This is a genomic window from Dermatophilus congolensis (assembly GCF_900187045.1).
Classification (GTDB): Bacteria; Actinomycetota; Actinomycetes; order Actinomycetales; family Dermatophilaceae; genus Dermatophilus; species Dermatophilus congolensis.
Window position 1 is genome coordinate 2,398,404 of sequence record NZ_LT906453.1, and the last position, 23,754, is coordinate 2,422,157.

Here is a 23,754-nt window from a genome sequence, read left to right on the forward strand (position 1 = left end):
CCGGAAGGCTACGTCCTGTGCCTGCACTCAAGCTCGACACATACCCTCACCCAGGCCTGACTTCAGTCAGAATTCAGTCAACAAGCCCCTGCAACCACGCAGACTCATTCGTCAACCGATTCAGCAACCCAGTCAAAGCAACCGACAACCGGTTTTCCCCCGCCTCACGACCATCACGATCCCAATGCGCCGAGGCCGTAGCCGCCTGAGCTTGCCTAGCCAACGCTGTTTCTCCGGCCAACCTCACCGCAAACAGCCCAACTCGCCCATCCAACGACTCCCTACCAGCAGCAGCGATCTCGGCAGCGGCGCCCCGCACCACAGCCCGAGTGCCAGCCGGGTCTTCCTCCAAAGCCTGCACAAACGCAGCCCTATCCAACGCGACACGTCGCCGCGCTACCCCCACCACATCACGGCCTTGAATATCTGCCTCATCGAGAGCGACCACGCCGCTAGTTGGTACAGAAACCCCAGGGATAGCAGCGAGGCCAGCTGAAATTGCCTGAACAAGCTCACTGACTTTCGGGTTATCAGCGAAAGCAGACAGCGATTTGGCCGTCGGGTCGCTCGAGGTAGTACTATGCGCCGACGCTGCCTCTGCCTCAGGAACAGCAGAAGCACCTACTGCCCCAGCAGCTGCACCCGCCGCCTCTGGCTGTGCAGGAACCGCGCTGAAGAACCCTACCGGTGGATCTGCCCCATACGCCGCCGCTAGTTTTCCTGCTTGCCGGGCCTGCATCCGAACGGCATCAATAACGGATGCCTCCCCCATCGGCGCTAGCTCCTCCTGCGCAGGGACCTGTCCAACAGCAGGCTGAGGCACCTCTATATCTGGCGTAATCGCCACACCCGCAGTGCCATACATCCCCGCCTGCACCACCCCATCAACCTTGCTGACAAGATGCTCCATCGCATCAGCAGCGGCCTCCAGGTCAGGGGAAAGGAGCAGCGTGACACGTTCCCCTGCTGCAGCCCGACTCAAGCTCATGGTGAGCCCCGGCACCGGCCCCTGCACCGTTGAGGTGTTCGATACCGCGCTCCACGCAAGCCCCGGCGTGTTCGACATCACCAAGGTTTCTGTGCGCGGGGCAAACCAGTCGAGACCGCCCAGGGCCTCACTACCTGGACCAGCACCAGCTGACAACGAGACGCGCGGCATCCCCACCGCCGACTCAACCACCAAATGCACGTATCCGTCTGCGACGGTGCGAGCCGAGGTCTCCACCGGCAGTCCCGCAGCATCAGCTAGACCGTTCATCACCCCAGCCAGATTCTCAATAGTCACCGGTGGTGGCACCGTTGCTGAAACCTGACCCAAATCCTGCGCACCGGTGGCATCACCTTGCCCACCAGGCATGGTCATACCAACCATCAACGGCTGCCCACCAGAAAGATCAAACGCTGCGGGCACGCCCATGCGACTAATCGCCACCTCCCCCCGCGCAACCTCAATAACGTTGAGCTCCAGTGATAGCGGCGTGGTCAAAATGTCGAGGTCAGGCCATGTTGAAGAAATCCCACCCTCGGCAACTGGACCAGTAGGCCCTGATGAGCCTTCCGGCACCGGTTCAGCAGGCCAGGGCGTGTTCACCCGCACCAACGCCGGATCTGATGAGGCCACATGCACCGGAATGAACGGGGCAGTAGCCAACGAAGCCGCTGAAGCTGTCGCCGCTTGCACCTGGCTCTGCAAAGCTTGCAGATCACTCACCCCGGTCTGCGCCGCCTCAGCAATAAGCTGCGCTGGACCAGTCACCCCTGAAGCTGACGCCGTAGCCATAACCGCTGCATAGAACGATGCTGGCGGCCCAGCGGTAATCGCTGTTACTGCCGTGGCGACATCATGCTGCAGGGCCATCTCTTGAGCGTTCTGCTTCACAGATGCCGCGACATGTTCAAGGAGGTCAGCTGCCGTCGGGATCGACGTGCTAGCTGATACGTCAAGGTCAGACAAATCCTGGGGCAGTGCCGGAATAGCTGTATCTCCCAGATACGCCTCAGCACGTGCAACCGTAGCGATCGCGGCAATCGTTCGCGTTACCTCCGGCAAGGTTTTCGAAACTGCTTCTAGGTGCCCCGCAACCGTCCCACCGATGTTGGCCTGCCGCCCTGAAGGCCAGACAATTTTCGGCACAGATTGGTTTGATTCTTCGACTGCATCAGGCTGATCCGAAGCGTCACCAGGAACAAGAGCCAGCGCAGAGCTTCTGTTACGTTCCACAACGCTGTGCCCATCTAGCTCCACATAAACAGTGCCATCTGGCTGAATTCGACCAATTGCCCCTGTTGTTCGCGTCAGCGTAGTCATCGCGTCAAGAGTCTCTTGGGTGGGGTCAACCCCTGGGCGTGCTGTGGCGTTGGCTGCGGCGATAGTGCGGGCTGCCAAATTCGCTAAATCGATATCCGACACAGCGGCGTCAACTTCTAAAGCACGAGAAGCAGCCAATCCCGTTCGAATGGCATCAAGGCGTTCCATGAGCGCTGCACGTTCAGCCCGCTCAACCTGGTCGCTAAGGAGAGCACGCCGACGATTGGTGCTTTCCTCATCCCGGCTACGCGCCGCTACGGCGTCAGCATTCTCTGTTTCCTGCGCTGCCGCAGAGTTGCCTGTCTCATCGATTACCGAGGCAACGCCTTCATAGGTCGCCCGATTAACAGCAGCGCGAGCCTGCGCGGCACGGGCAGCAGCGGTACGTTCATCATCAGGGCCGCTACGTGTGGAGTCTGGGACACGATCGGCGCGATCAGCAGCGTGTCGGCGCTCGTCACGGCGCGCCGCAACTGAAGGCATCTTCTCGATTGCTTCAGCCACCGATGCTCCCTGCATATTGCGAACTCGGGCGCGAGCGAGGTCGATATCAGAAGCACTTGGCCCCTCGCCCATACGACGTGGGTATCCACCGAGATAGGTGTCCGCTGAAGGCGGGAGGGCTGCTGAAGTCGTCATCGCACTCATCCATGAGTTGTCGTGGCCGGGCTCAGATTCAGACGCGAAGCGACGATCTGTCCCCTCTACAGCTTCCTCATCGACCAAGGTAGGGCGTGCTGTAGCTGATCTGCCGATTAGCTACAGCACGCCCTACCTCGTAAGCACAGTTGACGTGGACGAGAGTCAGTAACAGCTCACTGCCCCAGCGGCAGCATGCTGCTCGGCAATCCATTGCGCAGCTCGCTCAATTGAGTGCATATCTGACTGGCTGCTTGACCACGCGCGTCTTCGTCAGCGTGCGCCGCGAAATGGTCGTAAATCACCGCGGTGATCACCTGCATCACTGCTGCCGGGGTAGCTGCGCAAGACTCTTCTAGCGCTGGCACTGTGTCCCGGTGTGTTGGGTCGCTGGCAGCCACGCTCGTCGCCAGCTCCCACGCATCCCGGACACAGGCGAGCGCCTGATCGTAGGGCAAGGCTGCCCAGCGTGTGATCAGGCGCTCGAGTTCACCGCGCACGCACTCCGGAACGGGGTCGTGGGGTGGATGGTTCATGTCAGTCGCGGCCTTGTAGCTGAGCGATCAGGCGCAGCAGTTCGAGGTAGAGCCAGATCACCGTGACCATGAGACCGTGTGCCAAGAGCCAGGAGTACTTCTGCGGCACCTGGGCTGCGACGGCGCGGTCGATGGAGTCGAAGTCCATGGCCAGGGAGTACGCAGCTAGCCCCACGGCGAGCAGGGAAACCCCGATCGCGATTGGGGAGCCGAAGGTGAGTAGGCCTGCGCCTCCGTTAGCTTTGAATGCCCAGGCTGCGATGAGGTTGATGACCCCGAAGATCATGTAGCCGAGGATGGCCATGCCGAAGATGCGGCGGGTGCGGTCAGTGACCTTCACGAAACCGGTTTTCCAGCCGATGAACATCGCTGCGAATACGGCCAGAGTGGCAACGATCGCGGTCGAGACGACCCCGCTGTAGGCAAAAGCGAAGGTGCGGGTGACGACACCAACGAGAAGCCCTTCAAAGGCTGCGTAGGCGATGATGAGCGGGACGCTTACGTTCTGCTTCATCGCGATGATGATGCCTAGAACGAGAGTGACCACGATAGAACCAAGCATCGCGACGCCGCTGAGTTTGACTGGCAGCAGGAAGAACGCCGCTGCGCCGACCGACAGCAGAATGCCGAACAGCAGCAACGACTTCATCACTACGTCGTCAACGGTGAGTTTGTGGCTGGCGGCCGGGGATGCCGCGGGCGTGTCGTACAACGTCTGAAGATCATCAGGCGTCATTTGCCCGTACTGTGGCTGGCTGCCGAATTGTCCGAACGAGCTCGGGGATGCGGGTCCGCGGTTGCCGAAGCCGGCGTACCCGCCTCGGCTCACATCCTTGTCGATGCGGTCGAAGATCGGGTTACTCATGTAAAGGGTCCCTTCGTATGAGGTGTGTGAGTGAGGGGCGCAAGGGCTGCTCCGGCCTTGTCTGTGATGCGCCGGGCAAATCCTTGTGTTGTGTCAACGTCTTCATTGGCTGTTGTGTTCCCTGACATGAGCAGCGATTGAACGACGTTTCTGCGTATGCCTTTGGGTGCGAAACGAGGCTCTTCCGGTGATGGAAGAGCCTCGCGACGATGTACCCCCGGCGGGACTCGAACCCGCACTGAAGCCATTTTAAGTGGCCTGCCTCTGCCGTTGGGCTACGGGGGCATTTGCGCGCCCTCGGATGACCTTAACCGGAGTTGGCACTTCCGTCTCGTGTCATCGCAGAAGACTGGCAGCGATTCCGTCAAGGATGTCGTGTTCGCTGGTGATCACGTGGTTGATCCCGGACCGCTCACTGATTCGTTCCACAATGCGGGACCACACAAGTGCGCCAGCGACGATGACATCAACGCGGCCAGGGTGCATGAATGGCATCGTAGCGCGCTCTTCCCGGGTAGCGGTGATGAGGGCATGGCAAGAAGCCAGGGTTTGTTCGACGCTCAGGCTGTGCAGATGGATAGCTTCGGAATCATATTTCGTTAGTCCCAGGGCGTGAGCTGTGACGGTGGTGATGGTGCCAGCCAGTCCGATAACAGAGCCGATACCTTCGAGCCCTACCTCATCGTCGACTGTGTCCAGGAGCGCATCGATATCTTTCGTCGCAGCAGCTATCTCTTCGGATGTTGTTGCGACAGAACGGAAATGGCGTTCGGTCATGCGAACACAGCCCATATTGACACTGATCTGCTTCACGGCGCGGGTGGCATTTTCGCCCTCACCACCGCGAACAAATTCCGTTGATCCCCCACCCAGATCCACCACAAGGAAAGGCGCTCGCGCTCCAGAGGCTGCCACCTCGCCGGTAGATCCGAGGAAGGAAAGAGCGGCTTCTTCAGTGCCGCTAAGCACCTCGGGAGTCACATTTCGTTCGCCGAAGGCTTCACGGACCCCGGCAACAAATTCATCGGCATTGCTGGCATCCCGGGTAGCTGAAGTCGCTACAAAGCGGATTGCCTCAACCCCGAGAACCTCACACTGCTGGGCATACTCATGCACCATCGTCAAGGTTCGCTGCATCGCCTCAGGCGCAATCATTCCTGTGGCATCCACGCCATGTCCTAGACGCACCACTTCCATCCGGCGCACCACGTCAGTCATGTTGACGCTGTCGTCTTCACCGATGCTGCCATCAGCAATCAGCAGACGGATCGAGTTAGTTCCGCAGTCGATTCCCGCAACACGCATGGCTTCCTCCTCAGGGCTTGGTCACTGCTGCTGATCTTCAGCGACAGGTACGCAAGGCCCTGTCGGCCACATGTCCTTCAATGCATCGATTGCTTCATCTCCGAACGGGTTTACCCCTGGCCCTGCGCTCAATGAATGCCCCACCAACACGTGAAGACACTTCACCCGTTCAGGCATTCCACCAGCAGCGATCCCTTCAATTTCAGGAACGTGCCCCAGCCGAGAACGCCGCGCGAGGTAATCCTCGTAAGCAGCCCGGTATGCCGCTGCCAGTTCAGGATCTTCGCTCAGGCGCTCGGTCATTTCAGCCATGACACCGTTGGCCTCAAGCGTGCCAATTGCGCCAGTAAGAGTTGGGCAGGTGGCATAGAAGGTAGTGGGAAAAGGCGTGCCATCAGGCAGGCGTGGCATGGTCGCCACCACATTCGGGTGTCCGCAGGGGCAGCGAGAAGCTACCCCCACAACACCACGCGGCAACCTGCCCAACTGAGACTCAATCGCGGCGATGTCTTCAGGGCTGGCCTGCTCCACGCCAAGCTCGGCAAGCACCTGCGCACTGGGAGTGGGCAATCCAGGCGCATGTGGCAAAGAAACATCGGGGGTGGTTGGGTCGCTGGTGTTCACGCTACTCCGGTTCAAAATCGTGGAACGCCGCCACGCGGCTGGTAAGGCTTTACGGCCTCCGAGAGCCTACCGTGAGTGCCTGCGACCTCAGTAGCCATGGTTAGCGTTCTCACGTCCTGGATCTTGAACTGTGCTGCTAGAAGAGCCAGTCCCTGCCTTACCTGTCGGGGTTCCTGCCGGATCAGTGCGAGTAGCCACCCCGGGAGAAATCGGCGCCAACGGCGCGTTTGCGTCCTTGGGCGAGAGTGAATCACTGGCGTCCATGGATGCCCAGACTCGGTCGTACCAGCTACCGCCACCTGATTCATCTGGCCGCACAACAGCACCAGCACCTGTGGTCTCTTTCGTGGTCAGCCCTTCGGCGCCAAGCACGATGTAACGCGTCTCTCCTGGCTTCACAAACTTGAGGCGTTCACGTGCCTGTTGTTCCACGTATGTCTGGTCATCCCAACGCTTGAGCTCTCCTTGCAGAGTATTGATGTTTTTCTGCCGGTCAGAGGCTTCCTGCTGCAGAGAAGCTAACTGTGCCTTCTGCGCGACATATGCGCGGACAGTAGGCACCAGCATGAGCAAAAGCATCACTACCGTCGCAGCCAGCACAGCCACTCGTTTGGTCGATGAGCGGCCCAGCCGTCGCGTGGAAGAAACGTAGGTGCTTGGCCCGGCTGCTGCGGTGCGTGGGCGTGAAGGGTCGCGGTGCCCCGCTGCGGAGCCACTTCGCCCCATAGGACGCCGAGAGGAGGACACGCCAGAGGCGCGACGGGCAGAGGAGCCCGACGCGCCTCTGGGACGACGAGTCGCAGATGCCATAGAGGCAGGCTAATCGCCTAGGAAATGTCCGTCATCCCTTGAAACGCGGGAAAGCGCCGGCACCTGCGTAGACAGCAGCGTCATCGAGCAGCTCTTCAATGCGCAGCAACTGGTTGTATTTAGCAACTCGCTCCGAGCGTGCCGGTGCACCAGTCTTGATCTGACCGCAGTTCGTTGCCACTGCAAGGTCGGCAATGGTGGTGTCTTCGGTTTCACCAGAACGGTGGCTCATCATGCAGCGGTAGCCGTTGCTCTGCGCCATTGCGACAGCGTCAAGGGTTTCGGTGAGCGAGCCGATCTGGTTCACCTTGACCAGCAGGGCGTTAGCCGTGTTGGTTGCGATACCTTTAGCAAGGCGCTCGGGGTTGGTGACGAACAGGTCATCACCAACGAGCTGGACCTTGTCGCCAAGCTCATCGGTCATGTGCTTCCAGCCGTCCCAGTCTTCTTCGTTCAGCGGGTCCTCGATGGAAACCAGTGGGTAGTTGGCAACCAGGTCTGCGTAGTAGGCGACCATTTCTTCGGCGGACTTGCTGCCACCTTCGAACTGGTATGCGCCGTCCTTGTAGAACTCGCTGGAGGCAACATCCAGAGCCAGAGCGATGTCGGTGCCTGGGGTGTAGCCAGCCTTCTTGATCGCCTCGACGATCAGGTCAAGCGCGGCAGCGTTGCTTTCGAGGTTGGGGGCGAATCCACCTTCGTCGCCAAGACCAGTGGCCAGGCCGCGCTCTTTGAGGACGCTCTTGAGGGAGTGGTACACCTCAGCACCCCAGCGCAGAGCTTCTTTGAAGCTAGAGGCGCCGATCGGGGCGATCATGAACTCCTGGATGTCGACGTTGGAGTCCGCGTGGGATCCGCCATTGAGGATGTTCATCATCGGGACGGGAAGAACGTGGGCGTTGGGGCCGCCAACGTAACGGAACAGCGGTAGGCCAGCGGAGTCGGCGGCGGCACGCGCCACGGCCAAGGAGACGCCGAGGATAGCGTTGGCGCCGAGCTTGCCTTTGTTATCAGTGCCGTCGAGGGCGATCATTTCGGCGTCGACGAGGCGCTGGTCAGAAGCGTCGTGGCCGAGCAGACGAGGGGTGATGTCTTCGAGAACCGCGTCAACGGCTTCTTCGACACCTTTGCCCAGGTACCGGCCCTTGTCGCCGTCGCGGCGTTCCACTGCCTCGAAAGCTCCGGTGGAAGCGCCGCTGGGAACGGCTGCGCGGGAGGTGGTGCCGTCGTCGAGGAGGACCTCGACCTCGACCGTGGGGTTGCCGCGGGAGTCCAGAATCTCGCGTGCGCCGATTTCCTCGATGGTTGCCACAATCTCTCCTTCGATGGATGTTCGATTTGGCTGTAGATGGTGTGCGGCCGCTGCGGCCGGGCCGTGTTGTGGTTCGCCACGGGTTACCGGTTGTGTGGGCCGTTCTTTACTGACCCTAGTCGGTATCTGTGGATTCCAACGGGTCGGATGGTCCCTGTTCTTGCCTATCGCGCAACGACGTGGTGACGCGATTCACAGTGGCCAGCAGGGCTGTTCCTGGGTCCACGCCAGCGTCGACCGCTTCGAGGACCAAGGCGAATAGGCGAGTGCCGTAATCGTCTTCGGGCTGGTCAGCTAGGGCGGATCGTACTGTATTGAGGTGACCTGCCCTGCGGTGCCGGTTGGCGATCTTGGCCGCTCGTTCCAACGGTGCGAGGGATGCGGGGATGCCGTCAAGTGGTGAACGTCTCTCCGGTTTTTCGGCTGCTTTGATCGCATCCCAGTTCGCTTCGATGCGTGCTGGGTCATCGGTGTCGACATCACCGAACACGTGGGGGTGGCGGCGGCGGAGTTTGGCGATGGTGCGATCAGCGATGTCGTCGATGGTGAATGACTGGTTGTGTTCATGGCCTAGGCGGGCATGAAAAACCACTTGGAAGAGCACGTCACCGAGTTCATCGACAAGTTCTTCTCTATCGCCGCTGTCAATGGCGTCGGCGAGTTCGTAGGCTTCTTCGACAGCGAACTTGGCCAGTGAGTTGTGTGTTTGTGCGGCATCCCACGGGCAGCCGCCAGGTGAGCGGAGCCGGTCCATGACTTCAATGAGTCCGGTAATGCCGGTGAGTTGTTCGGCGTCAGTGGGGTGTTGCTGGCTGCTGGTGGAACCCATGTGTTTTATCGCGGCTGCGGCATCGCCTGCTGCGCAGGTTGGATCCAGGCTGGTTGAGCCGGCAGGAAGCCACGTTTGGGGTCATAGCCGCCGTAGCGAGGGCTGACGGAGATGTCGGCGCTGGCGAAGGCTTTTTGGAGTTCTTGGTTGATGGCCCCGCCTTGGTTTCCTTGGCTTTGGCCGAGTTTGCGGCCGATGGCCTGCACCTGTTGCATCTGGATCGTGGTTTGAGAGACGTCAGGAAGCTGTTTGGCAAGGGCGGTGCGGATGACGTCTTCACCGATCACTGCGCCGTGTTTTTTACCGACCTCAAGGACCATGGGGCGAAGGGCCAAGATTTGGACGATGTCGGCGCGTTTGATTTGGGCGCCAGCTCCGGCCTTGGTGAGGTCGGTCATGACATCGTCGATGTTTTTTTCACTGATCACGGTGCCGTTGGCGACGGCTGCCACGCCGGGTGATCCTGCGGTGCCGCAGCCGGCTAGCCCTAGGGCTGCAAGGCCTAGGGCTATAACCGCGGCGGCCTTGCCGCCACGCAGGCGGGCGGCGCGCATGAACGACGATGTGCTCTTCACGGTCTAACCTCTTTTGCTTTCGTGACTGGATTCGGCTGGGAGCTCCCGGAGTCCGTCGATAGTGGGCGGTGGTGCCCGTGGTGTGGCGCGGACGTGTTGCCGGTTGCATGGTCGATCCGTTTCGCTCGTTACATCATGCCCTGAGACAGCGGCTCGTATCGAGGCGACTCCCGCATTAGTGCGGCGGATTCTGTGCGCAGTGCTTGGTTAGAAGAAACGTTTTGGGGTTTTTTTGTTGCTGCGCAGACGGTGCCCTAGGTGACGGGCCACGTATACGCCTGCGATAGCTCCGAATAGGTGTGCCTGCCAGGAGATGCCCATCTGGTTTGGCAGTACGCCCCAGGCCATCCCCCCGTAGATGCAGGCGACGATGATCCCCACGATTGTGGGAGCAAGCCGACGAGCTGAGAAACCGAAAACGATAAGGAAAGCGGCATAGCCATAGATGAGGCCGCTGGCGCCGACGTGGACTGTTCCAGCAGGACCGAAGAGCCATACGCCTGCTCCGCCGAGAACGATGATGGAAGCGGTGACGGCGAAGAACTGGCTGGTGATGAGTGCCACGAGGATCCCGAGTGTGAGCAGGATGCCGGTGTTGGTTATGAGGTGGGCGAACCCAGCATGCAGAAATGGGCTCAGAAGAATGCCATACCAGTGGCTGAGGCTGCGCGGCTGGATACCGAATTGGTCCAGGTCAGCGGCCGCAACCTGGTCAACGATTTCGCAGGCCCACATGAGCCCAACGAGAAGGAAGAGCTGTAGTAGCCGGGTGGCTAAGCAGGCAGGTGTGCGTTTGGGGCGCATGGTTGTGCGTTTGGGGCGCGTGGTAACGGCGCGGCTCATGCCTTCCAGCCTGCCGTATGTGGTGGGGACGGTTAGGCGTTGTGGTTCTGGGTGCTGCGTTGATCAGCTCGGCGCCATTCGCGGCGGGCGCGCCACATAACTAGAGCGGCGTCATGAGGGTTGAGCTGACGTTGGACGGTGTCGATGATGTCTTGCTGCATGGCGTGGGTCCATGTGGTTTCTTCAGGAGTGAGTGGGGTGCGCCCCAAGGCGGAGGCGAAAACGGCGCGCCAGCCTTCTTGTCGATGGCCGAGGGTGTAGTCCAGCAGGCTCCCGTATGCGGTGAACATGGGGGAATCGGGGTCAGGGTTACTCCAAGGACTAGTTGCGGTGACTTGTTCGTCGTGGCGGCGGTATTTGAGTCCGGGCAGGGCGGTGCGCACGAGGCGGTATCCGTTGGCGGCGGCGCGCAGCCAGAGTTCGTAGTCTTCGGCGGGAACGTCGGTGTATCCGCCGAGTGCATCGAAGGCGCTGCGGCGCATTGTCACCGAGGGGTGGACAAGCATGGAGCCCAGGAGAAGGTGGAAGGGGGTGGCGGCGGCGGAGAATCGACCGGGCTGGTCTACGCCGGTGATGTTGCCGGTGGCGTTGATGTGTAGGGAGGTGGTGAAAACGAAGTCGGCGTTTCGTAGGGCCAGGCGGCTGAGGTTCCATCGGCCCACCATGACGATGTCGTCGGCGTCCATGCGGGCGATGTAATCGCTGTCGCTGGCGCGGGCGAGTTCGTTCAGGCTGTTAGCCACGCCGTGGCCGTGGTCGTGGCGGTGAATGATGAAGCGGTTGTCGCGTTCGGCGGCGGCGGCGAGCAGGGCGGGCGTGGAGTCGCTGGACCCATCGTCCATGATGTGCACGTGTGCGTCGCGAGGCAGGGTAGTGGCCAGGCTGGAGAGCGCTGTGGGCAGGTAACGCTGACCGTTTCGGACTGGCATAAGGACTGTCAGACGAGGCATATTCTTCGCATTCAGGTGAAGGGACGGTCGGCGAGCTAGGTGCACTCGTTCACAACCCTACGAGTTGAAAAAGCTTCTTACATAAGAACATTCACAACTGGTAGAGCAATTGCTGTACAGGAGACCGCGACAATCACGGGCAACGCGGCACCCTTAATACGCGACAACGCATACGTGACCAGCAGCACCAAAAGCTCTTTACCAACAACAACATAAGCGGCAGCCTCAATCGATTCGAGAGCAACCCAACCAATAAGAGGCGCACACGCCAACGCCATCACGGCCGGAACGATAGAGGCCCGCGGACGCTCGTAATAAATAGCCATGATCTGCAACGCCAACGAAATCGAATACGGAATAGTCGCCACCGCCAGCGTGGGCACCGCAGCAAGAGTGACATTCCACGCATCGCCAAGAATGGGATCAAGAACCCACTCCACCAGCGCAAGAACCACCCCCACCGCCGCCGTAGTAGCCAGCACAGCCAGCAACGTAATCCGCCGAATAAGTGCCGGATGCTTAGCGGTGTCCTTCTCCGCAGAGATACGCGCCCGAAGAAAGTTCGACGTCGCAGCCGACAACGCTTCCCCCGGGCTACGCCCCATCGTCACAGCAGTGGAATACGTACCGAGGTTGCCAACCCCAGCGAAACCACCCACGAACACCCGCTCCAACTGGCCTTGCCCCCACCCCAAAGCACTGAGCGTGACCAGAGAGCGCATGCCCTTACGGGGATGGCGCCCGCCCTCCTGGGGCGTGATGTCAATCCGTGCGTGCGCACGATGCACCAAGAACAAGAACGTCGACTCCGTGGCAAGCAAATGCACCGCCATCGCCACCGAAGAACGCGTCAGCCACACCACCACGAACGACAAGGAAAGCCCCACCACGGCAGCCAAGAGCTGATAGCGAGCAAGCTTGTGCCACTCCTGCAAGTACTGCAGCCGGGCAACCGGAACAATCCCGGCAGTAGTGATAAACGGCACCACCAAAAAAGGAACAAGCCCCAAAATGTAGCCACCTAGGTCTTGACCATTGGTGAACCACAAACCAACAAGCACCGCAAGGATCGCGAACGACCCCAATAACGCCGAGCTATGGGCGGTACGCCGAACAGAACGAACATGCCGCGGGTTAGAAACAGAAACAACAGCCTGATTACGCAAAGCGCTCTCAGCGACAGCCTGATAAAGCGTGTAAGTGAGAGCAACCCAGCTGTACACACCGACAGCACCCGGATCAGTGAACGCAGCAAAAGCCACAATCACCACTGCGGAAGCAACGCGTGGGAAAACCCGCTCCAGAGTTGCCCACGCCAGCTGGATCACCGTGTTCATGAGCGCGAAGCAGCCTTATCGGTGCCTTCACTGGACTGGCTGGCCTGCGCAGGACCATCAGTACCTACCGCCGCTACATCAGCCTGATCGCTAAGCTTCACTCCAGCAACACTGGCCAGATACTGCATGATGCCCCGCACTGCTGTGCCCTCCCCCAAATGCGTCTGAGCGAACTCTCGCCCCGCCACGCCAAGCTCTGCAGCCCGCGCAGGGTCTGCAACAAGACCTTCGGCAGCCTCCAAAAGATCTGCAGCAGCACCCGGGGCAACCACCACACCAGCGCCTGCCCGTTCAACAAGACCAGCAGCCGTCCCCAACGCATACACAGCCGCAACAACCGGCTTACCCGCATTGAAATATGTAGAAAGTTTGCTGGGTACAGCCATCTCGGCTACGCCTGGCTTCTCATTAAGAACAAGGACATCCGCAGCCGCCAAAGCCGCCCGAAAATCATCATCAGGCAACGGATCCACAAAAGAAATATTCGCGCAGTCCCCCGCCAGCTCTTCCAGCCGAGCCCGTTCACTGCCATCACCAGTCAGCACAAACAGCGCCTGCGACTGACGTGACTGAGCAACCTTGGCTGCCTCAACCACCACCTCCAGCCCCTGCTTGTTCCCCATTGCCCCCGAGTGCATAAACACTGGCCGATTACCCCAGCCCATCCGCTCCCGGAAACGCTGACCATCCTGGCTACTAGCGGCCTGCACATGTGACCAGTTCCCATGTACCGAAACCCGCTCAGCAGGCACGCCCAACTCCGAAACCGCGAACGTACGGAACCGCTCCCCAATAGCCACCACCCCATCAGCTGCCCGGTACACCGCGCCCTCGAGGCCCTTGGCCACCCGCACCTTCCACGAACCCGCCGCATCTAGCTCAGCCATTCCCCGCGTGTACAGGTCCTGACTCCACAGCGCACTCGGCACACCCAACAGCTTGGCCTTGGCTACCACCGCCGCCGAAGCAAGCAGCGGCGGGGAAACCGTCAACACCACATCTGGACGTCCCCACGAAGACCCCAACACCCCGGCAGCAAAAGACAGCTCCAACAGGATCCGCCCCACGCCAATGCCCCCAGCTGGAACCACATGCCGCACCCGACGCACAGGAACGCCATCAATCACCTCATCCCGACGCCACCGGCGAAACCCGGTGTAGTTACGCCACTGGGGGTAGTGCGGAATACCCGTGATCACTCGCGCATCATGCCCCTGGGCCCGCAGCCCACGCGCCAACCCAGCCACATACGGCGCAATACCGGTTGGTTCGGGGTCATAGTTAACCGCGACCACGAGAATCTTCATGAACACTCCAGACAATGGATCTACATACTCAACAAACAGGAAAAAGGCAGCTCAGAGCGCCGTATCTTCTACAGGACGCCGAAGAACATCCCGCTCCACGAGCAACGACTGCACCGCGTCAAACACAACCTGACGGCTCGTCTGCGCGAACAAGCTGTGATCAATCCGCTCATCAACCTGCAACCGGAATCGCCCATCCAACCGCGGGGTCCGCATAAACATCGGGCCACCCTTAGCCCGGAAAACAGCAGCCTCCGATAGCCCCAGAGCCAGCACCGTGACCGTGCGACGATCCACCGGAGTCAACAACGCCGCCACCCGGTCCGTACGCCTATCTCCTCGCAGCAAACCCCGCAAACGAGGAAAACGAATCGCCATGTCGTGCAAGAACTCGTGGAACCACATACGCATCCCACCACGAGAGCTAGCCGTATCCGAGGACTGCGCGTCATCTTCTTCTTCCGCGCCGTCCCCCGCCGCCGACAACACCTGCGAAAACGCACCCTCTGAACGGTATGTCTTGGCATAAAAGGCCTCGTCATAATTCGACGAATCCGGATCCCAATGCACCGGATTGACCGCGACCACCCCGTTAAAAGCCCCCTCCGAGGCAGCCGCGCGCAACACCGACCACGCCCCCGAACACGCCCCCACCCCAAACACATCAACCCCACCACGCTGACGCAACCACGCAGCACCGTGAAGAACATCCTCCACACTCGTCTCCGTATACGGGAACGGCTCCCCCGGATACCTCACATCCGTGGTCTCCCCCAACTCACGACGATCCATCCGCAAACCAAGAACACCATGCGGAGCCAACGCTCGCGCCGCAGCCGTCCACGCGTTGCCCGGCCCTGCACGCAACTCACTGCCAATCGCCGTGTACAACACGGCACCATGCACCCCAGCTTCCGGCGAAGACGTCAACACACCCGGCAACAAATCCGGCCCCACCAGCACAATCGACTCCTCCACCACCCGCCCAGAAGCATCCTCCCACCGCGCATCCCGCACCTGAGGAACCGGCATAAACGGTCCCTCAACCCCCGAAGCCAACCGCCCCACCAACGCATCAGCATCCTCAACCCGCGTCTGCACAAAATGCGGAGACCCCAACGTCAACTGCAACACAGCCTTCGGATCTGGCTCCCGCACAATCTCAAAACCATCACCCTCACCAGCACGACGAGGAGCCTTCAACCCCTTCAACGAGGCCGCATGCCCCTCCGAGAAGTGATACCCACACAACTCCACACCCTCATCCACCACCTCCACCGGCGAAGCAAACTTCCGCAAATTCTGGTGCTGCCGCAAAAACGACGCCCCCGATACCGGCTCCCACAACACCACCGACCCCGTCACTGGCGTGACCACGACACCCTCTTCAGCAGCAGCAACCGCCTGCACATGCGCAAACGCCAACGCTCCACCCAAACGCCACCCCACCACACTCACCGGACGGTCAGGCACTGCAGCCCCCGCCGCAGCTACCGCAGCCTCGACCTCCTCACCCCACACCGACACCAAATCCAGATCCGCAGGAACATCCGGGGATTCCCCATCCCCACCCAAAAACAACGACACCGCCACAAACCCCGCATCAGCAGCACGCACCGCCAACGCCCGCAGCCGCCGGAAAGGCACCGTCGTCTCACGACCAACTGAAGGAACCACCACCACTGCGCCCCGAGCCTGCCCCCCAGCTGGCTCATCCACCCGCGCTAACACCGGACGTCCCGACGTCGTCGTCAACCACGTCAACCGTGACGTACTGAACACCCGTCCATCATCACCCACGCCGTTCTCCCGAATCACCGCAGACTCCGGCACCACCGGTGAACCCGCGCGTACATCGACCACAGGGTCACACCCCTGAAGGAACGTGCTCATTGGTCTCCCCCTCTAAAGGACACAATCACTGACACAGCACCCCAAGGCTCCCCCACCAGACCGCCAGGCACATGCCCCACAACACCGCAACACCCAGTCACAGACCCAACGCAACACCCCACGTATGGACGTTCGACTTGGACAACACTAACAACGCCTCCACCTTCCCCTGCCGACCGATGCACAGAACCACGAACCCACCCCACACGACGCGCCCCCGAGCAGCCCCCCACGCACCCTGCCACTATGCAAGCCACACCGCCCTTAACCTTGCCGTGGGCAGCGCTGCAACCAAGAATCGACACAACACAAAACACATCCGCCAGGCCCGCCGCACCACCCAGAACGGAGAGCCCCCATGACCACACAGTCGGTGCCCGCCCCCGACCATGACCCCACCATCTACCCCGAAGGCCTCCAACGCACCGCCCACACACGCACACCCGGCTGCCTGCGCAACCGCATCATCGCCCTAGGTACCCACATGGCATGGAACTTCTGGGTGAACTGCCTATCTGCCTCCCCCCTCGTACCAGGGCGCCTACGCCGCATCATGCTCAACAAAGCAGGCATGAACATCAACACCAACGGAATCAGCCCCCACTGCCGATTCACCAACTCCAACGTCTACGTAGGCCGCTACACCTACATCAACGAAGGCTTCTATGCAGACGCCCGCGGCGGCATCCACATCGGAGAACGCGTCGGCATCGGCCCACGCGTCATGATCATCACCTCTACCCACAAAATCGGCCCCGCCGAACAACGCACCGGATCCCACACCACCCGCAAAGTCATCATCGGCGACGGCGCCGCCATCGCATCCGGAGCTCAAATCCACGCAGGAGTACGCATGGGACGCGGATCCATCGCCTCCGCAGGCGCCGTCCTCATGCGCCCCTGCCGCAACGGCGCCGTCGTCTCCGGAGTACCAGCCAAAGAAATCTACAACTACGACAACTAAGCACCACACCCCCGCAAACACCCAAAACCTATCCTGGACCCAAACCCCTCAACCACAACCCAAGGAGACCCCATGACCAAAAAAGCCCTCATCACCGGCATCACCGGCCAAGACGGCTCCTACCTCGCCGAACTCCTCCTATCCAAAGGCTACGAAGTCCACGGACTCATCCGCCGCGCATCCACCTTCAACACCGACCGCATCGACCACCTCTACCAAGACCCACACGAAGACTCAGCACGCCTCAAACTCCACTACGCCGACCTCTCCGACGGCTCCCGACTCGTCACCCTCCTGGACACCATCCGCCCCCACGAGGTCTACAACCTCGCCGCCCAATCCCACGTCCGCGTCTCCTTCGACGAACCCGAATACACCGGAGACGTCACCGGAATCGGCACCACCCGCCTCCTCGAAGCCATCCGCATGATCGGCCTAGACTGCCGCTACTACCAAGCCTCCACCTCCGAAATGTTCGGAGCCACACCCCCACCCCAAAACGAAGAAACCGCCTTCTACCCCCGCTCCCCCTACGGCGCCGCCAAGGTCTACTCCTACTGGATGACCCGCAACTACCGCGAGGGCTACGGCATGTTCGCCACCAACGGCATCCTCTTCAACCACGAGTCCCCCCGCCGCGGCGAAACCTTCGTCACCCGAAAAATCACCCGCGCCGTCGCCGCCATCACCCTCGGACTGCAAAAAGACCTCTACATGGGCAACATCGACGCCATCCGCGACTGGGGATACGCACCCGAATACGTCGAAGGCATGTGGCGCATGCTCCAAGCAGACCAGCCCGACGACTACGTCCTCGCCACCGGCACCCCCTGCACCGTCCGCGAATTCCTCGCCGCTGCCTTCACCCACGTCAACCTCGACTGGGAAAAATACGTCAAATTCGACGAACGCTACCTACGCCCCACCGAAGTCGATTCCCTCATCGGCGACGCCAGCAAAGCCCACAAAAACCTTGGCTGGAAAGCCACCACACACGCCCACGACCTCGCCAAAATCATGGTCGACGCCGACATCGAACTCCTCAAACGCCCCCACGGCCACACCGGCCCCATCGACGCCGGAAAGGCCAACTTCGGCGCATGAGCACCCCCACAACCACCCGCAAACTCTCCACCTTCACAGGACGCGGCTACGACAAAGGCGCACACCCCCTCAAAATCGCCGCCTGGGTCACCATCGGCGACACCATCACCCGATCAATACTCTGCCCACCCAAACTCCGCGCCACCATCCTGCGCGCCTTCGGCGCCACCATCGCCCCCCACGTACTCATCCGCCACAACGTCCGCATCCACTGGCCCTGGAAACTCACCATCGGCGAACACACCTGGATCGGCGTCGGCGCCTGGATCCTCAACCTCGAACCCGTCACCATCGGATCCAACGTCGTCATCAGCCAAGAAGCCATGCTCTGCACTGGCAGCCACCACGCCAACGACCCCGCCTTCGAATTCGACAACGCCCCCATCACCATCGAAGACGGCGCCTGGATCGCCACCCGCGCCACCATCCTGCGCGGCGTCACCATCGGCACCGGCGCCACCATCGGCGCCACCACACTCGTCACCAAAAACGTCCCACCCAACACCCGCGTCCTGGCCCCACTACCCATCCACCACACACCACACACCACGGAAGAGAGCACCCGATGAAAATCATCCACGTCGTCGGACTCATCTCACCCCAAGGCGAATACGGCGGCCCCACCCGCGTAGCCATCGAACACGCAACCGCACTCACACACCTAGGCCACGACGTCACCATCGCCGCCGGAACCCGCGGCTATGACACACCCCCCAACAACATCAACGGCGTACCCACCAAACTCTTCCGCGCCCACACCCCCAGCCGACATGGCTCCCTACGCGCACTAGCCGCACCTGAACTCGCCATCTGGCTACACACCGCAGCCAAAAACGCCGACATCGTCCACATCCACCTCGGCCGCGACTTCGTCACCATGCCCGCAGCCCTAGCCATGCGCGGCACCAAAACCCCCTACGTCCTCCAAACCCACGGCATGGTAATGCCCACCCACAAAACCCCCATCCATGCCCTCGACAAAATCTCCACTCTCCCCGCCCTACGCCACGCCTCCCGCATCCTCTACCTCACCCCCGAAGAACGCGACGGCCTCATCAACCTCGACGCCAACATCAACATCGAATTCCTCCGAAACGGCATCCACACCCCCGAAGCACCCCCACCCCCACGCACAACCCCACAAGAGGTCCTTTTCCTCGCCCGCATCCACGAACGCAAACGCCCCCTGGACTTCATCGAAGCCGCACGCCGACTCGCACCCCAATTCCCCCACATCACCTTCCGACTCATCGGACCAGACGAAGGACAAGGCACCGCAGTCCGCGACGCCATCGCCGCATCCGGCCACCCCGACCGCATCATCTGGGACGGCCCCATTCCCCCCGAAACCACCCGCGACGCCATCGCCGCCGCCGACATCTATGTCCTCCCCAGCGTCAACGAGCCCTACCCCATGAGCGTCCTAGAAGCCCTCGCCCTAGGCACACCCACCATCATCACCAACACATGCGGCCTGGCCGAAACCATCGCCAACGGCAACGCCGGAACCGTCATCCAACCCGGCCCAGACCACCTCACCACCGCCATACACCACCTCCTCACCGACACCACCGCCCGCACAAACGCAGCCGCCGGCGCATACGCGACCGCCCGCAACCACCTCGACATCACCACCGTCGCCACCCACCTCGAAAAGCTCTACACCACCATCACCCAGCCATAACACCCACTCCCAGCACCCATCACACCCTCGGTTGGCAACCACATCCACTCGTCATGGAGAATCAACCTCACCCCCCACCCACGACGACGGCCACGGAAACGGAGCCCACCCTTGTTCGTCCGCGAATACCTGAGCCTCCTCACACGCCGACCCCTCCTACACACCATCATCGGCGCCCTCGTGTTCGCCGCCGTCATGGCCCAAGGGCTCATCACCCAACCCACCTACGGCGCAACCACCTCACTGCTGTTCGCAGCAACCGGCGGTAACTCAGCCACAGAACTCAACCAAGCCGCCACCTATCTCCAACGCGAGATGGCCTCCTACGTACGCGTCGCCACCTCACCCAACGTCCTCAACCCCGTCATCCAACAACTCCACCTCACCGGCGAAACACCCGCCACCCTCGCCAAAAGCATCAACGTCACCAACCCCACCATGACCGTGATCCTCGACATCACCGTCACCCGAGAAAACCCCACCGAAGCAGCCAGCATCGCCAACACCCTCACCCGACAACTAGCCGCCACCGTCCAAAAAACCGCCCCCACACAAAGCGACGGCCACCGCACCCAACAAACCATCTCCGCATCCCCCCTGGCCGAAGCCCAAACCCCCGAAAAACCCACCGGCCTCACCTGGCCCCTACGCGCCGCCATCGCCATCGCCGCCGCGCTCATCACCGCATTCATCACCGCAATCCTCTTCGGCGGCCTCGACCAACGCATCCGCGTCACCAACGACCTACGCCGCATCCCCCACACCCGCCTCCTGAGCACCATCCCCCACCGCTCACTACGCAGCCTCCTACGCCGCACACCCCAACCAGCCACACCCGAAACAACCAACCCCACCTACGAACGCACCGCCGGCCTTCTCATCGGCGAACACAGCACCAACCACGCCCCCATCACCCTCATCACCAGCCCCAACCCCACCACCAACACCTACTCCACCGCACTCGCCCTCGCCCAAGCCGCCCACCGCATCGGCGCCACCGCCGCCATCATCGACACAACCTCCCTGCCCCCAGCCACCATCACCACCCTTATCACCGGCAACAGCGACAACACACCCGAAATCACCATCACCACCCTCACCACCACCGGCGAAACCCAAACCACCACGCCAGCAAACCTCACCGAACTGGCCAACAACTACGAACTCATCCTCCTGGCCACACCCCCACACCCAGCCAGCGCACATAGCCAACTCCTGACCGCCACCGCCAACACCACCCTCCTCGTCGTCCCCCTCACCACCCACAAAAACGACCTCAACGCCACCCTCGCCGCACTCCACCCCAGCGACGAAAACCTCATCTACATCCTCGCCACTGACACCCCCGACCACCACTAACCCCCCACCCACCGTGACGCCCGGCCCTATCAACCTCATCCACCTCGCCCTAACCGTCCTAACCCTTACAGGCATCGCCTCCATCCTCATTGCCGCGCACCTATACAAACGCGGCCACGACGGACTGCGCCTACGCACCTGGCTCGTCATCGACTTCGCCATCACCTACGTCGTCTCCGGCCTCATCCACCTCACCGGCACACTGTCCACCTCACGTGGCTTCTACGAAGCCATACCCAACAACCCCTACAGCAACGACACCGGCCTCCTCCAAGCAGCTCTGACCACTCCCCTAGCCCTGAGCGCACTAACCATCGGCCTGCTCATCCGCTGGCGCCGCAACAACACCCCCACCAACAGCGCCACCTACTCAATGGCCACCTCCCACCCCATCCTCACCCTCACCGCCGGCCTCACCCTCACCACAGCCGCCGCGATCGGCAGCATCCGCATCCGCGGCCACCTAGCCAACAGCGCTGGAGAACGCGTCATCGGCGTCGACGGAGGCATGGCCCGCTACGCCTTCCTCGCCTCCTGGATGCCCTGGGGCGTTCTTCTCCTAGCGCTCTGGAGCATCACCCGACGCAAAAACCCCGCCGCAGACATGCGCAACGCCCTCATCATGGCCGCCTGCACCGGCATCATCGCCGTCAACTCCAGCTGGACCGGAGGCCGCGTCGACATCGTCGTCTTCTCCCTACCCCTGCTCATCCTCGTCCTACCCTGGATCCGAGGACTACGCACCCCGCTACTCATCGCCGGAGCCGGCGGGGCTCTAGCCGTCATCTATAACCAAACCATCAGCCGAGCTGGCGTCACCAGCTTCGACGTCCCTGCGCTCCTGGACTGGCAATGGGGCAGGTTCTCCATGGTGGCCTGGGCAGCCCGCTTCGCCACCGAACATAACTACCTCAACGGCGAAACCCTCATGTCAGGGTTCCTCACCGTGCCTGCAGCGCTCCTACACTTCGCTGGCGTCCCCACCCAAACATGGCGCTCCATCGTCCAATACAGCGGCTGGTGGTTCTCCGGCAGCGAAGAACTTATCTTCACCGTTCCCGGCATGACCGCCGAACTATTCATTAACCACGGCTACATCGGCGTCGCCATCGGCTACCTCATCCTCGGCCTAGTCACCTCACTCATCGCCGACACCTACCGACACTGCCGCACCGAATTAGGCCGCGCTCTACTCATTTACATCGCCGCCATCCTGCTCTTCCAAACCGTCACCGCCCAGTCAGGAGCAACCACTCCCCTCATCATCATGACCGGCGCCCCTCTCATCGGTCTGGCCACCCTCGAAACGTTCTGCCGCTGGTACGACACCACCCACACACGCCTAGTCACCGACACTTATATCCCTGCTTCTGCTCTACCCCAGCGCGCACCGAACCAACCAGACGGAAACCATGGCCCAACCCACACGCACCCGAATCACGATCGCCATACTCCTGATCACGGCACTCATCGCCGCGATCACGATCTGGTACGCCCGCCACGAACCACCCAGCCCCACCCCGACACCCCCCAGTAACAGCACCCCAGGGGCAGGGAAACTCTCCGGAATCGCGATCCCCGGAAGCGAACTGGCCTACGTCCCCTCCGAACGTCTCGCCGCTGACCTCGACACCGTCAAAAACTCCGGCGCCACCTGGATCCGCTTCGACATTCCCTGGACCCACGTTCAATGGGAACCCGAGGACTACCACTGGGACCCCTACGACCGCGTCGTCAACGAAGCCAACAGCCGCGGACTACGCATCCTCGCAGTCCTAGGAACCGTCGCTCCCCACCAGCGGCCACCTGGCAGCTCCTGGACAGCCGGTCTGACCACACCTGACCAACTCACTGGCTTCACCAACTACGCCGCCACCGCAGCCACCCGCTACGCAGGCAAAGTCCACGCCTGGGAAATCTGGAACGAACCCAACGTCGACCGCTCATGGGCCCCTCACCCCGACCCGGCAGCATACGCACCCGTACTCACCAAAACTGCCGACACGCTCAGAGCCACCTGCCCTACATGCATGATCATCGCCGGCGGCACTGGCGGAGCAGCACCAGGCTCACCAGATGTACCCACCATGGACTGGTGGCATGCCTTGGCCACCTCCCCAGCCCTCACCCATGTCGATGGTGTCGCGCTGCACCCCTACTCAGATATGCGTAACGGCGCCGCCGGCGAGATGGAGTACGTCAAACCACTGCGGGAACTACTCGACACTCACGGTCACACCAAACTCCAGATCTGGGGCACTGAAGTCGGTGTACCTACTGGCGAAGGACACGTCACCGACGACGAAGCCGCCCGGCTCATGCGCGAAGGCGCTCAGGCCTGGAATGAACTGGCATACGCCAACAAACTCGGCCCGCTGTTTTGGTACACCCTGCGCGACCGCCGCAACGCTGGCCGCGAAGGAGCATTCGGGCTACTCACGCACGAAGGAAACCCCAAAGGCACCCGCCAAACTTTCGAAGAGCTGCTCACGAAACACCACTAGCTCCCC

The 23,754-nt window shown here is 61.4% G+C and carries 21 protein-coding genes and 1 tRNA gene; 7 read left to right on the forward strand and 15 right to left on the reverse strand.

All coding sequences use genetic code 11. The annotated features are described in order from the left end of the window. Positions 1–73: 73 nt before the first annotated feature. The 15 genes from CKV89_RS11955 to CKV89_RS11965 form a co-directional block, all read right to left on the reverse strand. Complete coding sequence (locus CKV89_RS11955; protein ID WP_034400425.1) at positions 74–2,812, reverse strand: hypothetical protein; 2,739 nt, start codon at positions 2,810–2,812, stop codon at positions 74–76. A gap of 311 nt (positions 2,813–3,123) precedes the next feature. Next, the gene (locus CKV89_RS11960; RefSeq protein WP_169714604.1) at positions 3,124–3,273 is read right to left on the reverse strand and encodes a hypothetical protein; all 150 of its coding nucleotides are present in this window, start codon (positions 3,271–3,273) and stop codon (positions 3,124–3,126) included. 211 nt (positions 3,274–3,484) lie between these two features. After that, entirely contained in the window at positions 3,485–4,348 is an 864-nt protein-coding gene (locus CKV89_RS10435; RefSeq protein WP_028326620.1) for a Bax inhibitor-1/YccA family protein, read from the reverse strand. A 212-nt stretch (positions 4,349–4,560) separates the two neighbouring features. Next, positions 4,561–4,633 (reverse strand) — tRNA-Leu (locus tag CKV89_RS10440). A gap of 51 nt (positions 4,634–4,684) precedes the next feature. Beyond that, positions 4,685–5,653 carry a Ppx/GppA phosphatase family protein gene (locus CKV89_RS10445; RefSeq protein ID WP_028326621.1) on the reverse strand — a complete coding sequence of 323 codons (969 nt, stop codon included), beginning with the start codon at positions 5,651–5,653 and terminating at the stop codon, positions 4,685–4,687. 21 nt (positions 5,654–5,674) lie between these two features. Next, entirely contained in the window at positions 5,675–6,223 is a 549-nt protein-coding gene (locus CKV89_RS10450) for a DUF501 domain-containing protein (RefSeq protein WP_084440933.1), read from the reverse strand. Positions 6,224–6,364: 141 nt separating this feature from the next. Continuing rightward, positions 6,365–7,087 (reverse strand): FtsB family cell division protein, encoded by a 723-nt coding sequence (locus CKV89_RS10455; protein WP_084440863.1) that lies wholly within the window; start codon positions 7,085–7,087, stop codon positions 6,365–6,367. 31 nt (positions 7,088–7,118) lie between these two features. Then, entirely contained in the window at positions 7,119–8,399 is a 1,281-nt protein-coding gene (gene eno, locus CKV89_RS10460; RefSeq protein ID WP_028326623.1) for a phosphopyruvate hydratase, read from the reverse strand. 115 nt (positions 8,400–8,514) lie between these two features. Then, on the reverse strand, positions 8,515–9,228 hold the full coding sequence (locus tag CKV89_RS10465; protein WP_084440864.1) for a MazG family protein: 714 nt from the start codon (positions 9,226–9,228) through the stop codon (positions 8,515–8,517). Between the two features lie 5 nt (positions 9,229–9,233). After that, the gene (locus CKV89_RS10470) at positions 9,234–9,803 is read right to left on the reverse strand and encodes a hypothetical protein (RefSeq protein WP_154657574.1); all 570 of its coding nucleotides are present in this window, start codon (positions 9,801–9,803) and stop codon (positions 9,234–9,236) included. A gap of 207 nt (positions 9,804–10,010) precedes the next feature. Continuing rightward, on the reverse strand, positions 10,011–10,646 hold the full coding sequence (locus CKV89_RS10475; protein WP_231935386.1) for a rhomboid family intramembrane serine protease: 636 nt from the start codon (positions 10,644–10,646) through the stop codon (positions 10,011–10,013). A gap of 32 nt (positions 10,647–10,678) precedes the next feature. After that, positions 10,679–11,596, reverse strand: coding sequence for a glycosyltransferase family 2 protein (locus CKV89_RS10480; RefSeq protein WP_084440865.1), 918 nt, complete (start codon positions 11,594–11,596; stop codon positions 10,679–10,681). Between the two features lie 77 nt (positions 11,597–11,673). Then, positions 11,674–12,933 (reverse strand): lipopolysaccharide biosynthesis protein, encoded by a 1,260-nt coding sequence (locus CKV89_RS10485; RefSeq protein WP_028326625.1) that lies wholly within the window; start codon positions 12,931–12,933, stop codon positions 11,674–11,676. Then, entirely contained in the window at positions 12,930–14,240 is a 1,311-nt protein-coding gene (locus tag CKV89_RS10490; RefSeq protein WP_051277186.1) for a glycosyltransferase family 4 protein, read from the reverse strand. The genes CKV89_RS10485 and CKV89_RS10490 overlap by 4 nt, the downstream gene beginning before the upstream one ends. A 51-nt stretch (positions 14,241–14,291) precedes the next feature. Next, on the reverse strand, positions 14,292–16,133 hold the full coding sequence (locus CKV89_RS11965; protein ID WP_154657575.1) for an alpha/beta hydrolase family protein: 1,842 nt from the start codon (positions 16,131–16,133) through the stop codon (positions 14,292–14,294). A 358-nt stretch (positions 16,134–16,491) separates the two neighbouring features. Between CKV89_RS11965 and CKV89_RS10515 the strand changes: the two genes are divergently transcribed. The 7 genes from CKV89_RS10515 to CKV89_RS10540 all read left to right on the forward strand — a co-directional run bounded on the left by CKV89_RS10515 (position 16,492) and on the right by CKV89_RS10540 (position 23,748). Next, positions 16,492–17,097: an acyltransferase gene (locus CKV89_RS10515; RefSeq protein WP_051277188.1), complete on the forward strand. Its 606-nt coding sequence runs from the start codon at positions 16,492–16,494 to the stop codon at positions 17,095–17,097. Positions 17,098–17,169: 72 nt separating this feature from the next. Next, positions 17,170–18,201 carry a GDP-mannose 4,6-dehydratase gene (gene gmd / locus CKV89_RS10520; protein ID WP_028326630.1) on the forward strand — a complete coding sequence of 344 codons (1,032 nt, stop codon included), beginning with the start codon at positions 17,170–17,172 and terminating at the stop codon, positions 18,199–18,201. Further along, complete coding sequence (locus tag CKV89_RS10525; protein ID WP_051277190.1) at positions 18,198–18,770, forward strand: DapH/DapD/GlmU-related protein; 573 nt, start codon at positions 18,198–18,200, stop codon at positions 18,768–18,770. The genes gmd and CKV89_RS10525 overlap by 4 nt, the downstream gene beginning before the upstream one ends. Next, entirely contained in the window at positions 18,767–19,885 is a 1,119-nt protein-coding gene (locus CKV89_RS10530; protein ID WP_034400429.1) for a glycosyltransferase, read from the forward strand. The genes CKV89_RS10525 and CKV89_RS10530 overlap by 4 nt, the downstream gene beginning before the upstream one ends. A 111-nt stretch (positions 19,886–19,996) precedes the next feature. Beyond that, on the forward strand, positions 19,997–21,244 hold the full coding sequence (locus CKV89_RS12045; RefSeq protein WP_028326631.1) for a YveK family protein: 1,248 nt from the start codon (positions 19,997–19,999) through the stop codon (positions 21,242–21,244). Between the two features lie 13 nt (positions 21,245–21,257). Next, positions 21,258–22,781, forward strand: coding sequence for an O-antigen polymerase (locus tag CKV89_RS12355; protein WP_028326632.1), 1,524 nt, complete (start codon positions 21,258–21,260; stop codon positions 22,779–22,781). Between the two features lie 52 nt (positions 22,782–22,833). After that, positions 22,834–23,748 carry a family 1 glycosylhydrolase gene (locus CKV89_RS10540; RefSeq protein ID WP_231935505.1) on the forward strand — a complete coding sequence of 305 codons (915 nt, stop codon included), beginning with the start codon at positions 22,834–22,836 and terminating at the stop codon, positions 23,746–23,748. Positions 23,749–23,754 lie beyond the last annotated feature (6 nt).

Coding starts and splice junctions, on each gene's coding strand:
- CKV89_RS10455 (WP_084440863.1), bottom strand. CDS start 7,087: ATGGCATCTGCGACTCGTCGTCCCAGAGGCGCGTCGGGCTCCTCTGCC.
- CKV89_RS10485 (WP_028326625.1), bottom strand. CDS start 12,933: ATGAACACGGTGATCCAGCTGGCGTGGGCAACTCTGGAGCGGGTTTTC.
- CKV89_RS10515 (WP_051277188.1), top strand. CDS start 16,492: ATGACCACACAGTCGGTGCCCGCCCCCGACCATGACCCCACCATCTAC.
- CKV89_RS11965 (WP_154657575.1), bottom strand. CDS start 16,133: ATGAGCACGTTCCTTCAGGGGTGTGACCCTGTGGTCGATGTACGCGCG.
- CKV89_RS10445 (WP_028326621.1), bottom strand. CDS start 5,653: ATGCGTGTTGCGGGAATCGACTGCGGAACTAACTCGATCCGTCTGCTG.
- CKV89_RS10490 (WP_051277186.1), bottom strand. CDS start 14,240: ATGAAGATTCTCGTGGTCGCGGTTAACTATGACCCCGAACCAACCGGT.
- CKV89_RS10475 (WP_231935386.1), bottom strand. CDS start 10,646: ATGAGCCGCGCCGTTACCACGCGCCCCAAACGCACAACCATGCGCCCC.
- gmd (WP_028326630.1), top strand. CDS start 17,170: ATGACCAAAAAAGCCCTCATCACCGGCATCACCGGCCAAGACGGCTCC.
- CKV89_RS10525 (WP_051277190.1), top strand. CDS start 18,198: ATGAGCACCCCCACAACCACCCGCAAACTCTCCACCTTCACAGGACGC.
- CKV89_RS10435 (WP_028326620.1), bottom strand. CDS start 4,348: ATGAGTAACCCGATCTTCGACCGCATCGACAAGGATGTGAGCCGAGGC.
- CKV89_RS10530 (WP_034400429.1), top strand. CDS start 18,767: ATGAAAATCATCCACGTCGTCGGACTCATCTCACCCCAAGGCGAATAC.
- CKV89_RS10465 (WP_084440864.1), bottom strand. CDS start 9,228: ATGGGTTCCACCAGCAGCCAGCAACACCCCACTGACGCCGAACAACTC.
- CKV89_RS10480 (WP_084440865.1), bottom strand. CDS start 11,596: ATGCCTCGTCTGACAGTCCTTATGCCAGTCCGAAACGGTCAGCGTTAC.